Here is a 14372-nt window from a genome sequence, read left to right on the forward strand (position 1 = left end):
TTATTTTTAATATTTATTTTCAAAATTATAAAATTAAACATAACAAAAAAATAGATTTTATTAATCATATGCAAACATTAATTTAATTTGAAAAAATTTTTTTAAAATATTGTCTTGATGTAAAATTTTCCAAACAAGGTCTAATTGTATTATTTAATATATCTAAAATAGGTTTTAATCTACTACGAATATTAATTAATGACTCATTTTTACCTAATCATCGCCTTATATCTCTATTTATTCTTTCTACTAATGCTTTCTGACGAGGTTTACCAGCATCACAAAAATAAACTCTTATTTTAAAATGTTTTTCTATTATTTTTCATCTATAAAATTCTTTTCCTCTATCGGTTAAAATACAACTAAATTTACTAATACCAATTTGGTTAATCATTTTCATTAAAATTGTTAATACAATACTTGCCTTTTTACTGAATAAAATATCATAAAAAATTATTTTAGAATTACGATTCACTAAAACTAACAAATAAAAATTACCACAATCAATAGTATCCATTTCTCAAATTCCACTAAAATTTAAATCATCTCCATAATCATTTAAAAAATGTTTATAATCTCTAATATTAAGCAATACACCACGATTATCATTTTTTTCACCATTTTTTGTTTTTATTTTTTTATTTTTAAAATATAACATTTATTTTTTTAAATTAAAATAACCTAATCTAATATATTTATACATTGTTTTAAAACATACACCAAATTTTACATTATATTGTAATTCATACGAAGTAATAATATTTTGTGGCGAACGACCAAAATTATTATATTCATTCGAAAAATGACTTAGTTCTTGTGAATTTAACATTAAATACTTACGACATTGTTTTTTATTTTTATCATGTATTTTTTGTGCTTTTGAAGCATTATAATCATTAATATTATCAAACATATTTAATTCTTCTCAAATTACAGAATAAGACCTATTCATTTGCTTAGCAATTTTTCTAATATTAATTGTTTCATTTTTCTTTTTAAATAATTCATTATCTTTTAATTTTTCTAAATTTACTCTTTCGTTAATATCTAATCTTTCATATTTTTTCACAACTTACCTCCTAATTATATTAAAATATGTTATAATTTATATATTATAATTATAACATTTTAAATAAGGAGATAAAAATATGAAAAAATGACTTAGCATAATAGGAACAATCGGATTAACAGCAACAAGCACAACAAGTTTGATTGCTTGTAAAACACTTAAATCAAATAATAATAGTAAAAACGAGGGCAATAAAGCAGAAACTACACTAAAACCACAACAACCACCAAAAGATAGTAATTGAAAATTAATTCCTAGGGATAATGATGTTTTAGTACCACCCAAAGTAATTGTTTCTACTGATAAAAATAAATATGTAAAAGAAGATGATAGGAAATATATTGTAATTTATCCATATCTAATCCAACAATGAAACATAATTAAAACAGATACAAAAAATATTAATAATATCTTTGCATGAAGTTCCAAAGCAATAATTTATTATTGAGATGGTGATGGTGAACCTGAAACACCAACAATCAACGAAAACACCAGTGAAATTACTGATTGAAAAGAACAAAAAGGAACTGAATAACAGTTCCTTTTTTATATTAATCGTACAAATTTCATAAAGATAATTAATAAAAAAATATTTGTTATTGTACTATACAATGCATGATTAAATTTTCATACCTCAAATATTTGACTAAAAAAACTATATACTGTCTCAAAAACCTTGCCAACACCACTCGCTAACTCGTTAACTTGTTTAACTCCCGGAATAGTATTAACAATCCAAATCACCGCATTTTTAATATGAGCACCAAAATCTCATCAACCTTTAGGAGTTATATATTGAACTTGTCATCATTGTTTATCAGGGAATAAACCACCACTATTTATCTCTTGTCAATTATAAATCCCAAAATTAAAATCATAATAACGGTACATATCATTTTCTTTTTGTGCTTGCAATTCAAAAACATTATAACCAATTTTTTGTTCTTCAATTTTCTTATATTGCAAACCATATTTTGATTGTAAATCACCACCAAAAACATAACCAGAATTTAACTTAATATCATAATTATTAACAACCGAAAAATCATAATTAAAAACACTACCATAATTATTAATGGTATAAAACCGATTTTTAAATGCTGAATATAATTTAATATCTAATTGCTTATATTTATCTGAAAAATAAAAATATCGTGGATAAATTTTAAAACCATTATTTACTAATAAACCATATTTTTTATTATATCCTTGTACATAAGTATTATTTTCTAAATCAAAAATCGTTCGTAAATAATTAGTATAAAATTTCTGTGAAATCTTAAACATACTATTTAATAATTTATCAAATTGTAATTTATCGTTAATATTTTCACTCAACAAAATATTATTAAAATTTTGCAATTTCAACGCAAAAAAGTTAACTAAAACAGTATCATACTGTAAATTATTAATATATCCATTTTCAATAAACGAACTACGATTTTGGAACACTGGCACCAAAGCACTTGCAAAAAACGACTGTAAAAACTTAGATAAATCAAATTGACCGTTAAACTGTTGATAATATCTTAAATCTTTATTATTTAATGATGAATAAATTGAACTATTAAAATTAAAAACTTCACCCGTTACCGTTCGCATAAAACTAAAATTAAAACTTAAATCATCACTATTAACATTATTTAATTCCAAACTACCCGAAATAATTAAATTTGCTTCATCAACAGTCAAAATCATCCGATAAATTGCTTTTTTAATATTTTTAACATATAATTCATCAACCGTCTCAAAATCATAAATTATCCACTTTGTTCCAACCTTATTCGGATTTTCATAATCCGCACTACCACCTTGTTGAACTCTAATATTTTCTTGCAAAACAGCAGTTAAAGAATAATTAATAAATTCTTTTACGAAATTTTGTTGATAAGTATTTCAATCTGTAATTTCACCGGTGTTTTCGTTGATAGTTGGTGTTTCAGGTTGACCAACGCCATCTCAATAATAAATTATTGCTTTGGAACTTCATGCAAAGATATTATTAATATTTTTTGTATCTGTTTTAATTATGTTTCATTGTTGGATTAGATATGGATAAATTACAATATATTTCCTATCATCTTCTTTTACATATTTATTTTTATCAGTAGAACCAATTACTTTGGGTGGTACTAAAACATCATTATCCCTAGGAATTAATTTTCAATTATCTTGTTTTAACTTAACTCTTGGATAACGATTTTCTTTATAACGCCCAACATTGTCGACAATTTTTTTAGACACATCATACATATTATATTTTACGGCAAAAGCATAAATAAAATCAGTTAAATCATTTAAAAAATTTTCCTTTTTAACATCATAAAATTTTTTAACCATATATGTATTTTTTCAACTATCTCACATTTGATAAAAACTAAAAAAAGATGAACTTGGTTTATCATAAACAAATCCCGTTGAATAACTATCTTGTAAAAAATCCAAATACCATTTATCATTAAACAATAATTTTTTTGATGTTTTTAAAGTTGGATTAATAAAATAATTTGTTTCAGACCAATTTTCAAAAAAACTGCTGCGTAAAAACATTGTATTAATAAAATCAGTTTCATTAATACCTTTCATCAACTGTACGAAAAGGTATTAATGTTGGTAAAAATGTTTATCAGAATAGTAATAAGCAACAAGTTAAACGAGAAATTAAACGTCAAAATATTAGACAACAAGCAAAAATTAAAAGAGGTGTTAAATAATGATTAAATTAGTTTTATTGGTGGCGGCAATCGCTATATTTGGAACTGGTTTTATTACTGTTATTATTAATCAATTTACATCAGCAAAAAATATTATTATGGATTTATATAATTCTGATACGTGGTTAATTTGATTATTTGGTAGAATGGCAGTTTTGTTTAGTCATCCGTTAATGTTAACAATATCGAGTTTATATATTGTTGGGTTTATTGTTTCAAAAACATTGTATAGTTAGGAGTTAAGTTTATGAAAAAATCGTTATCTTTATTTGCCATATTTATTTTAAGTTTTTTAGGTTTGGTTATTCCATTTATTACTTTAACGGCGTTTAGACCGTTAAATGAGAAGTATTATACGCTTAAACAAGAGAATAGTACTGGTAATATACTTGCGAAACACCACTATTAACTGTTAAACCTAAATTATTATATTGTGTTGATGTCCCGTGAATTGCATAAATCGATAACTTAATAACCATAAAAAAGATTAAAAAATAAGCAATCGACGTATTTGTCATCGGTAACTTTGTATTTCAAATTACATCAAAAATAAACAAAAATATATCAAAAACAAAACTAAAAATCTTGTCTCAATTACTATTATTATTTTCAACTAATAAATTAATCATCTTTCCTATTTCCTTTCTCTTTTTTAGGTTTTAAATTCTTTTTCAAAATATCAATATCAAATAACTCCAATTGTTCTTTAACACTTAATTTTGTAATTTCCGACCAATAATATTCTTTTTTATTAACAATTTCATCATTTTTTAAATCACGCACAAATTTTAATCATTGACTATCATATTTATTAGCAAATTCAAGTGGAATAATTATTTTAAAAAACCGAATCCCTAATCCAACATCCGACTTATGTTTTACTCGTTTACCTTCTGCTGTTCGTTCTACTGATTTTGTTTTTCAAATTTCATAATCCGTTATATCTTGGAAAATTCCAATTCGCATAATAAAGAAACGATTAAAAAAATTAAATCCTTTTTTAGCAACATGTTTTTTCAATGAAATTGTAATAATAATTCCACTTGCTAACTGGCGAATATTATTTCAAATCATACCCTCACGCTGAGCAGTAAACAACGCACGATTACCAAAATGTCTCGCTAAAACAATTCACGATATTTTACCACTATGAACTTTTTTCTCAACGTGAGGACTAGTTCCATCAATATACAAATAACTTTCATCAAATAAAATAACACTATCATCGGGTGGGGCTGGTTTTGTTCGGTCAGTAAAATCTAAATTCTTAAATGTTAAAACTTTTACTTTATCATCTTCTAACGGATAATTACTATAAATTTCATCTGTCAATAATTTCATAGTTTGCGATAAATAAGTTAAAAGTAATGTTTTACCAGTTCCTAATTTACCAATAATTACCGGCAACGGATTATCTCAAATAAATTGAACTAACCGAAAAGAATTTAACTGATAAAAAATATTTTCTCACAATCATCACACAAAATAAACACACTGCAAAGCAAACAACAATCAAAATACCAAACCAACACAATACCAAGAAATTATCCAAAATAATATATCAATTAAACTAAACAAAAGCATTAAACCATTAATATAACAATAATTTTTAAAGAAAAATACAAACCTTTTCATTATTTAAAATACCCAACTATCTTAAAAACCATTCACATTAAAAACCAAGTTAAGAACAAAATAACAATTCAAATACCAACCATTAAAGTTAAATATTCATTTTGTGTTAAATTCCACATTGTAATACTTTCAACATTCGTTTTATCTATAAACAAAAATATATGAATAAAAAACTCTTTTAATTTAATTCAATCATTTTGCATTTTTAAAAACTCCACATTTTTTGAATAAGTTTAAAAAACATTCCAAAAAACAAAACAATAAATAACACAAACGATATAACATATAAAAACTCAGGAGCATTAGAACCAATAATATAACTAACAAATTGAACTCAATAATCATATAAATTCATTTAACTTAAATCTTCCAAATCTTTAATTAATTGTTGCTCTTTTTCAACAGTTCAATTTATTAAATTATTATTGTTATTATTTGCTTTTACTTTTTTAGGTTCACTTGAAAATAACGATTCTTTCATTTTAGTAAAGTAATTTTGTTTATATTGATTATATAAATTGATTAATTCTGTTCCAGTTAGATATTTTCAAATATTTCGCTTTAAATTTTCATCATACTTTATAATAGGATAAGAATTATCATAAATCAAACCAATTGCTACTTGCTCTGAATGTTTTTCACTCGGATAAATAAACTTATTACTCAACCAAAAACCAATATGGCGATTATGATTGGGTAAATTAATAAAACTTGCTTTATCTGTTGTAAAAGGGATAAATTCCTTACTAATAAAATAATTTTCTATATTCTGATTTTTCTTAACAAAATTACCCAATTTTATCAACTCCTTCAATTTGTTAATATTGAATTAATTTTTCTTTTTCAACATCAAATTCTACCTTAATTTCAAAAATATATTTTATATGCATAATAATCATAAAAATAAATGATATAAAAGCAAATACAGACATAATAATTTCAAAGAATGGAAAATCTTTACCATAACTTAATATTGAAATATAAATAAAAAAACTTAAAATAAATAAATTAATAATATGTCCAAAAAAACAAATCAAATTTAATCAAAAAATATCATTAATAAAATTTTTCTTTAATTTTTTATATTCCTTAGTTGTTTTAAATTTCATATCCATAATATAATCTCCTAACTAAATATTTGTTTAATAAACAATGTTATAAATAATGTTCGTATAATGTTTATTTATTGTAATAAACACTGATTATTAACAATGTTATAAAAAATGTTAATATATTGTTTATTTAATGTTTAATAAACACTGTTAATAAACATTGTTAAATATATAAAATAATAAAAATTGGCACACTTAAAATAACTATTAAGAACTTTAATAGTAAATATAATAAGTTCATTTTTCTATTTAATAAATTCATTTTTTACATCAAATCACATATAAAAACTAGTGTGCCACAGTTAAAATATATGATAAATAATAAATACTAAAATCCTTTAACCATAAAACGGAAAAAGCTTAATACTTTAATAATCAAAAAAATTGCAAACTGAATTAAAATAATTCACGCATCGCCTAAAAAAACCATTATCTCAGGTAAAATATTTGTTATACCTTATTTAACTTTTCATAATGCACTAGTTAAACCAGTTCAAATACCAGTCATACCCTCAGTCATAGTTTTAGGTTTATTTGCTAAAAAATTAACTGCTGTTGTTAAATACATACCTAACATTATTTTTTATCCTCCTTTCTTTCAATTTCTTTTTTCTTTTCTTTCCTTGAATTTGTTTAATTTTTTGAAAAATTGATAAACCAATTCAAGGAAAGAAAAGAAAAAAGAAATTGAAAGAAAGGAGGATAAAAAATAATGTTAGGGATGTATCTAAAAAAATGTCGACAATGTTGAGCGTTATAAGAATAATCGTTATCCAATAGTTAAGTTGAAGCAAGATGATTGAAAAAGTATAAGTGGTACATTTAACCAAGAATTTAATGTTCGTAATAATAAATGATATATAATGTCTGCAAAAAAAACCTAAAACAAATGATAATTTTATAATTATTAAATTTAAAAACAATTATATTGATAAACCATTTGGTAATCCTGGTGTTAAACAAGTTAACAAATTAGCGAGCAATGTTGGTAAGGTTTTTGAAACATTATATAGTTTTTTTAGTCAAATATTTGAGGTATGAAAATTTAATACAGCATTGTATAGTACAATAACAAATATATTTTTATTAATTATTTTTATAAAATTTGTGCGATTAATATAAAAAGGAAATGTTATTAAGTTCCTTTTTGTTCTTTTCAATCTGTAATTTCACCGGTGTTTTCGTTGATTGTTAGTGTTTCAGGTTCATTATTTCCTTGTCATTGGTAAAACGAATTAACAATATATCATACTCGATTAATTATATGATAAGGTGCTCCAACACTTCAAACTGATTTATCTTAAAAATTAAATTTTATAATAGAAAAATCATCAGTTTGTTGCTTTTTAACAATTGCAATATATCATTTATTATCTGGCAAAATATAACGAACACTTAATTTTAAATTACTATTTTCTGGTGGTTGTTGCGGATTATATGATGGATCTGGTTGATTACTTGCCTCGTTTTCATTATTTTTTTCTTTATTACAACTGATTAATGTTGTTGTGCTTGTTGCGATTAATCCGATTGTTCCTATTATGCTAAGTTATTTTTTCATCTATATTGCTCTTTTTTATTGTTTTATATATAGTTGATTTTATTATATATCAATTATATATCAATTATTCGTATTAAATATTAAAAATTTTATAAGTTAATGAAAGATATATAAATGTTATGTATAGTCATTTAAGTTTTATGGATAAAGTTAAATTAGAACAATTATTATTATCAAAAATGTTTTTAAAAAATAATGATAAGCAGAATATTTCTGTAATTGCTAAATGTTTGAATAGACATTGTAGTACTATTTTACGAGAAATTAAACGTTTTAAAACTATTGAAGAATATAGTCCTTATAAGTTAGATAAAATGTATTATGAGAAAAGAAAAAAGAATAATAAAAGATGTAATTTTACAGAAGAACAAATTAATTTTATTAAAATTAGACTTAATAAATATCGTGATTCTCCGAGAGAATTTTTTTATCGTTATTTTTTAAAATTTGGTGTTAAATTTCCGGTTTCTGTTAAAACATTGTATAAATGAATTTCTTTAGGTTTTTATGGATTTTTAAAACAAAATTTACGATATCGTGGTAAAAAATTTAAAACAAAAGGAAAAAAGATAATAGTGGTCAATTAATTAATTTTAAGTCAATTTGAAACATTGAAAATAAATTTTCTAATGTTGGGTGATTTGAAATGGATACTGTTGTTGGTAAAAATCATCAATCTTCTTTTTTAGTTTTAGTAGAACAATCAAGTAGAAAATATTTTGCAATAAAATTAGAAAATCATACTGCTAATGAATTTTTTGAAAAGTTTAAAGAATTAGTTAAAGTAAATAATTTAATGGGTAAAATAAAAGGAATAATAACTGATAGAGGAAGATAATTTTATAAATGAAGAGAATTATAAATATTCGCTGAAACACAAGTTTATTTTTGTGATGCTGGTAAACCTCGCCAAAAATCTTTAATTGAATATATGAATAGTGAATTAAGACATTGATTTATTCCTGGAATTGATTTTAATAAAGTTAGTCAGAAACGATTAAATTGAGTAGTTAATGATGTAATTAATGAAAAAATACGGCCCTGTTTAAATTGAATAAGTGCAAAAGAAATGTTTTTACAGAATATTAAATAAATTTATTAATTAAAATTTAATAAATTATTTTTTAGTGTGTTTAAATGTGGATAAAATAAAAGAAAAATTAAAATATTTTAATTTTTTTTAAATTTATGGTTGATTTTTGTAATTTTTATTATATTATTTAATTAATAAAATCTCAACTTTTTTCCGACTACCAAAATATTTGAAAAATTGGATAATATATCGTAATGCTAATATTGTACTTAAAAAAAATGCTGTAAATAAATAGTAACTAATAGTCAATAAATAAGAATAACATTAAAATTAAAATACTTATATTAATAATAATTTGAATAAATTTGAATAATACGTCTATAACCATAAATTGAAGTTGTCATTATTTTCTTCTTGATATTTTTTTTAACTAGTGATATATTGTAATATAATAATTTATATAAATAGCTTTTTATTAATTTAATTATAGCAAAAAAATACTTTAAAATTAATTATATAATCATAAATAAATTACTCTTTTTCTTAATAAAAAAAATTATAAAAAAGTTTGCATTGTTTAGTTAAAAAATGCAAACTTTACCAACTATTTTATTTTCTCAATTATTTTTTTTATTTGCTCATTACATTTTGAATAAACATCTGATAAACTACGTTTTTCAATCATTGCTCTAATCATTTGTGAAATTAAATTAGCAATTGAAATGACTTTTAACCCGTCAAATGATCTATCTTGATTAATATCAATTGTATTTGTAACAATAACCTTTTTAACTGTCCCATCATTAATAAGTTCTGTTAAACGCTCTTTTGCTGGGGGTGAAAATACTCCATGGCATGCTAATAAATAAACTACTTTTGCCCCATGCTGTTTTAGTGCTTTTGCTGCATTACAAATTGTGCCAGCTGTATCAATCATATCATCAACAATAAAACAAATACGGTCTTTGACATTTCCTAAAATAAATTGAACTTCACTAACATTTGGTTTTGGACGGCGCTTATCAATTACTGCAATATTCCCAGCTAAATTTCCTAAACGATTAGCCACATCTCGTGCCCGTACTAATCCACCATAGTCTGGTGAAACAATTGTTATTTCTTCTTTAAGATGGTCTTCTTCAATTTTTCGAACAATTGTTCTTACTAATTCTTGTGTTGATCGTAAATCATCAACTGGAACATCAAAAAATCCCATTGATTGTGGTGAATGTAAATCAACAGTCATTACTCTTGTTGCCCCTGCAGTTGTTAACATATTTGCCACTAATTTACATGTAATTGGTTGGCGACCACGTGCTTTTCGATCTTGACGAGCATATCCAAAATAGGGAATGATCACATTAATGCTTTGTGCACTACCGCGTTTTAGAGCATCAATCGCAATTAATAATTCCATTAGATTTTCATTGACTGGCCAAGATGTTGATTGAATAATATAAACATCTTTTCCCCGCACTGAATTCATTGCCCTTACCAAAATTTCACCATCAGCAAAACGAATAGTTTCCATTTCTTGTTTTGTTACACCTAAAATTTTACAAATTTCGTCTGCTAATTTTATTCCAGCAGATAGGCCATATATACTAAAACTTTTTTCTTCCATTAGTCCTCCTCTAAAAATTTAAACTCCAATAAAAATTCTAAATTCAATCCCTACCTATTATTATATACATATACATAATTAATTAAACTAACTTTGTTATAAAAATGCTATAATTAAATAGTGAAGGTGATTAGAATGACACAAACAAATCAAGCAAAAGATATTATTGATAATCTTCGCCCTTATATTAACCAAGATGGCGGTGATATTGAATTTGTTGAAGTTAAAAATAATATTGTTTATGTTCGTTTGGCAGGAGCATGTGTTGGTTGCGGATTAATTGATTCAACAATTAAAGATGGTGTTGAACAAATTGTTAAACAAGAAATGCCTGATATTATTGCAGTAGAAGTTATTATGTAACTTCTTTTTTGTAAATATTTTTTTTAAAGAAATTTTTTAATCAATCTCATGGATAACAACCATTCCAACTAATTCACTAAGATTATTTTCAAATTGGTTGCGATTATAATATTTACCACTAATAAATTTAATGCTAAAAAAACAACAACAATTAAAATAAAGCAGCTAATAACAAAACTTAAATATAAATATAAAATAACTTGCTTTAATTAATCTAAAAATAAATCATTTTTAATAAATTGTAAATTTCAATCTAAATTTAAATTACTAAAAATACCAACTTGATAATGGCCAAAATTCCGGATTAAGAATTATACAAGAAATGTTACTAAAGCATTTAATGCTGAAAAATAACCCGTTACAGGTTGATTTTGAATACGATAATTCTACATCATTGTAATTGAAAATAAAATTCCAAACAAAAATATCATTGAAAAACCATTTAAAAATTGACAAATTAATAAAACTTCCGGAATTGGAATTATAGCAACAAAAATAAAATATAGAATTCAAATTATTAATGCTAAAATGAATGAATTCTTAATTCCAATTTTTCTAATAAAAAAATAAATAGACATTGCTCCAATAATTTGTGCAAACCATCAAATTTCCTGAACTAAATGTAAATAATGTTCCACCATCATTTTACTGTGATAACGTACTCAAGTTTCTTGTACTAAAATAATATTTAAAAAATCACCTTGACTTAATTCTCTTAAAATAGCAATAAAAAATAATAGACTAAGAATAACAATAATTTTTCATCATGAAAATGTACTAAAATGTTTTAAAACTTTCGGAGAAAAAGCACCAATATTGTTTTTAATTTCCGGCATATAAAAATAAAAAGCAAATGAAAAAAACTAACTTGGTTAAAAAAAGAATAAAATCTTTTTATCAATTAGTTTTTATTATTCAGCATTTTTGTTTTTGGTTAGCATTATCATGTTCACTAACTTTAAATTATAATTTTATCATTTTTTATTTTGCTAAAAATATTAATTCAATTACTCTTTTATTATTAGTTAGTACATCTTTATATTAGGAAATCTTTGGTCGTATAAATTATTATAGGGTATTTACTATATTTAAGAAATTATGAAATAAATAATCCATCTACTTAACTTAAAGATACCATGTTTAATTTTATTGTCAATAAATTTTTATATTTTTTTTAAATTTAATCACAACAAAAAATGCATTTTTATTAAAATTATTTAATTTAAAAATGAAATTAATAAAGATATAAATTTTGTTGTTGAGTTTTATTAAAATTATTATATAAAATACTAATATTTTCTGGTGGTTGTTCTAATTGATTAAAAATATCAATTTTATTTGTATATTCCTGCATAATAGCGTTCATTTTGTTTTTTAAGGTTTTTTCATTATAAGTTGCTTTTTTAACAAATCTTCCTTTAATATGTGATATATCGCCTTCAACATGACAACCAATATTATTTCACAATGTCTGATTTTTAATACCCTCTTCATTATTTTTAATTAGTTTTTTTGTTTTATTAAAATAATCTAATTTAGATTCAGGAATAAATGGTTTGCTATCTTTTAAACACTGTAATAATTCCTCATATTTTCCATTATAAAAATAATCAACAGCTTTATTAAAAATTTCTTTAATTTCTGCGTTTTTTCTTTGAAAAGGAAATAACTTTTCAAATCTGCTTTTAAGATGAAATTTATCTATTGTATAATGAACTTTGTTATTAGGAAAGCGATCTGCAATATCTTTTTTAACACCTTTAATTCAATTTGCTCCATCACCTAAAATCATAATTTCAGTATCATTTTGAATATTATAATTATTTATAATTAAAAGTATTAATTTAACAACAAAAGGTCTTAATTTTGTTTTTTTAGTAATATAATTTGGAATATTATCCATTTCATAAACGCCCAACTTATTTGCAATTACTGGTCTTTTTTCAGTTGATTTTATTTGATCATAGCCAGTATGAACGGTAGACAATAGGATGTGTTTTTTTATTTTTTCATTTTGGTTCCACATTTTTATATAAGTACCATCAATTTGAATATATAAAGTATGAGGAACATTTATTTTAATATTTGTTTTATTAATATAATATTTGTCGTTTGTTGTTGCATTTTTTATAGTATTTGAAATTGACATTAAACTGATTCCTGCTTTTTCTAATGTACCAGAAATGTCGCAATATTTTTTATCTTTACTCAAAAATGACAAAATTCTTTCTTTGACATCATTTCCCATTCTTTGTCATTTTTTAATTCCTAAAATTATATCTAAAATAAAAACATACTCTGTTTTTCCCGTCTTTGGATTAGTTCAACAATATCTTCTTCTTTTAAATTTTATTTTCCCCTTTAAAGTAATTAATGTTTTTGTTCTAATTTCTTTTACTCTAAAATCTTTAAAATTATCATCTTCTTGATAATTTTGAAAAATAAAATCGTCTCATTTTTCTAATCTATATGCAATTTCTCTAATAGCATATTTTTCTAAATCGTTATATATTTCATTAAAAAAGTTTTTTCCATTAATAATAATATTAATATCCATTTTAAAGTTGTTTCCTTTCCTGATTTAAAAATAAATCATCACACACATTAAAATAAACACCTAAAAAAAGCAAGTTATTTTTAACTTGTTTTTCCAATATTTAATTTTTTTAATATTATTTAATACAATTTTGATACTTTTTTGATAACAAACATATTATATATTAATTTAAAATAAAAAAACAAGATTTTTAATCTTGATTAATTTTTTTTTCAACATTAGTGAATACAATTTTGGTATTTAAATCTTTAAATTCAAAACTTACTTTATTTTCTTCTTCAATTTCTTCAATGTTATTTGTTGTAGGAAAAATATTTATAATAGTATTAAAAAAATGTTCTTTGTCGTTTTTTAATTCTTTATAAACTCGATTAATTTTATTAATTTTATTTTTACTTAAAGAATCAAAATTAATTTCTTTTTTTAATTTGTCTTCTTCTCACAATATTTTTATAAATTTAACAGATATATCAATAAAGTCTTCATGTTCTTTTTTTACTTCTTCAAAATTTAATTTTTTTATTATTTCTAAAAGGGCTAAACCCTTAACTGATAATATATAACTTTGTTTATAAAGTTGTAAATATTTGTCTATTTTTAAACTCAATGATGGTTTATTTTGAGACATATTTTATTTTCCTTTCTTAAAATTAAAATTGTTGTTTGATACTGTTAATATATTATCAAAATAAATATTATTTTTG

14 protein-coding genes and 4 pseudogenes are annotated in these 14372 nt (G+C 22.8%); 6 read left to right on the forward strand and 12 right to left on the reverse strand.

Annotation, left to right across the window (positions count from 1 at the left end):
• Window positions 1-82: 82 nt before the first annotated feature.
• Window positions 83-1069, reverse strand: a pseudogene (locus SKUN_RS11925) (IS30 family transposase).
• A 79-nt stretch (window positions 1070-1148) separates the two neighbouring features.
• On the opposite strand from SKUN_RS11925, the gene SKUN_RS06820 reads away from it, so the two are divergent.
• On the forward strand, window positions 1149-1604 hold the full coding sequence (locus tag SKUN_RS06820; RefSeq protein WP_053391390.1) for a lipoprotein: 456 nt from the start codon (window positions 1149-1151) through the stop codon (window positions 1602-1604).
• Window positions 1605-1615: 11 nt separating this feature from the next.
• Here the strand turns inward: SKUN_RS06820 and SKUN_RS06825 are convergent, their stop codons facing one another.
• On the reverse strand, window positions 1616-3655 hold the full coding sequence (locus SKUN_RS06825; RefSeq protein ID WP_083436125.1) for a spiroplasma phage ORF1-like family protein: 2040 nt from the start codon (window positions 3653-3655) through the stop codon (window positions 1616-1618).
• Window positions 3656-3782: 127 nt separating this feature from the next.
• On the opposite strand from SKUN_RS06825, the gene SKUN_RS06830 reads away from it, so the two are divergent.
• Window positions 3783-4019 (forward strand): hypothetical protein, encoded by a 237-nt coding sequence (locus tag SKUN_RS06830; RefSeq protein ID WP_015967964.1) that lies wholly within the window; start codon window positions 3783-3785, stop codon window positions 4017-4019.
• Window positions 4020-4030: 11 nt separating this feature from the next.
• Window positions 4031-4192, forward strand: coding sequence for a DUF3688 family protein (locus SKUN_RS08585; protein WP_083436126.1), 162 nt, complete (start codon window positions 4031-4033; stop codon window positions 4190-4192).
• Here the strand turns inward: SKUN_RS08585 and SKUN_RS06835 are convergent.
• From SKUN_RS06835 to SKUN_RS06855, 6 genes and pseudogenes are all read right to left on the reverse strand, one after another.
• Window positions 4167-4412 (reverse strand): annotated as a pseudogene (locus tag SKUN_RS06835) (hypothetical protein); the annotation flags it as partial. The gene SKUN_RS08585 and the pseudogene SKUN_RS06835 overlap by 26 nt on opposite strands.
• Window positions 4405-5418, reverse strand: a complete 1014-nt coding sequence (locus tag SKUN_RS06840) for a hypothetical protein (protein WP_053391391.1) — start codon at window positions 5416-5418, stop codon at window positions 4405-4407. The pseudogene SKUN_RS06835 and the gene SKUN_RS06840, both read right to left, overlap by 8 nt.
• Window positions 5418-5621 (reverse strand): DUF2649 family protein, encoded by a 204-nt coding sequence (locus SKUN_RS06845; RefSeq protein ID WP_053391392.1) that lies wholly within the window; start codon window positions 5619-5621, stop codon window positions 5418-5420. Before SKUN_RS06845 ends, SKUN_RS06840 begins: the two co-directional genes overlap by 1 nt.
• A 2-nt stretch (window positions 5622-5623) precedes the next feature.
• A complete protein-coding gene (locus tag SKUN_RS09555) occupies window positions 5624-5773 on the reverse strand; it encodes a hypothetical protein (protein WP_158500827.1) in 150 nt (49 codons plus the stop codon).
• On the reverse strand, window positions 5774-6214 hold the full coding sequence (locus SKUN_RS06850) for a DUF3627 domain-containing protein (RefSeq protein ID WP_083436127.1): 441 nt from the start codon (window positions 6212-6214) through the stop codon (window positions 5774-5776).
• A 22-nt stretch (window positions 6215-6236) separates the two neighbouring features.
• Window positions 6237-6533, reverse strand: coding sequence for a hypothetical protein (locus SKUN_RS06855; protein ID WP_053391394.1), 297 nt, complete (start codon window positions 6531-6533; stop codon window positions 6237-6239).
• 945 nt (window positions 6534-7478) lie between these two features.
• On the opposite strand from SKUN_RS06855, the pseudogene SKUN_RS11850 reads away from it, so the two are divergent.
• Window positions 7479-7652 (forward strand): annotated as a pseudogene (locus tag SKUN_RS11850) (spiroplasma phage ORF1-like family protein); the annotation flags it as partial.
• A 558-nt stretch (window positions 7653-8210) separates the two neighbouring features.
• Window positions 8211-9184, forward strand: a pseudogene (locus SKUN_RS06865) (IS30 family transposase).
• A gap of 544 nt (window positions 9185-9728) precedes the next feature.
• Here the strand turns inward: SKUN_RS06865 and SKUN_RS06870 are convergent.
• Window positions 9729-10748, reverse strand: coding sequence for a ribose-phosphate diphosphokinase (locus SKUN_RS06870; RefSeq protein WP_053391395.1), 1020 nt, complete (start codon window positions 10746-10748; stop codon window positions 9729-9731).
• Window positions 10749-10883: 135 nt separating this feature from the next.
• Between SKUN_RS06870 and SKUN_RS06875 the strand changes: the two genes are divergently transcribed.
• Complete coding sequence (locus tag SKUN_RS06875) at window positions 10884-11111, forward strand: NifU family protein (RefSeq protein WP_004028319.1); 228 nt, start codon at window positions 10884-10886, stop codon at window positions 11109-11111.
• A 386-nt stretch (window positions 11112-11497) separates the two neighbouring features.
• On the opposite strand, the gene SKUN_RS10975 is transcribed toward SKUN_RS06875, so the two are convergent.
• The 3 genes from SKUN_RS10975 to SKUN_RS06895 all read right to left on the reverse strand — a co-directional run bounded on the left by SKUN_RS10975 (window position 11498) and on the right by SKUN_RS06895 (window position 14296).
• Window positions 11498-11947 (reverse strand): hypothetical protein, encoded by a 450-nt coding sequence (locus SKUN_RS10975; RefSeq protein ID WP_235511017.1) that lies wholly within the window; start codon window positions 11945-11947, stop codon window positions 11498-11500.
• A 398-nt stretch (window positions 11948-12345) separates the two neighbouring features.
• Window positions 12346-13668: an Mbov_0401 family ICE element transposase-like protein gene (locus SKUN_RS06890; protein WP_053391397.1), complete on the reverse strand. Its 1323-nt coding sequence runs from the start codon at window positions 13666-13668 to the stop codon at window positions 12346-12348.
• A gap of 190 nt (window positions 13669-13858) precedes the next feature.
• Window positions 13859-14296 carry a hypothetical protein gene (locus tag SKUN_RS06895; RefSeq protein WP_053391398.1) on the reverse strand — a complete coding sequence of 146 codons (438 nt, stop codon included), beginning with the start codon at window positions 14294-14296 and terminating at the stop codon, window positions 13859-13861.
• Window positions 14297-14372: the final 76 nt, after the last annotated feature.

It is taken from the genome of Spiroplasma kunkelii CR2-3x, assembly GCF_001274875.1.
Lineage (GTDB): Bacteria > Bacillota_I > Bacilli_A > Mycoplasmatales > Mycoplasmataceae > Spiroplasma > Spiroplasma kunkelii.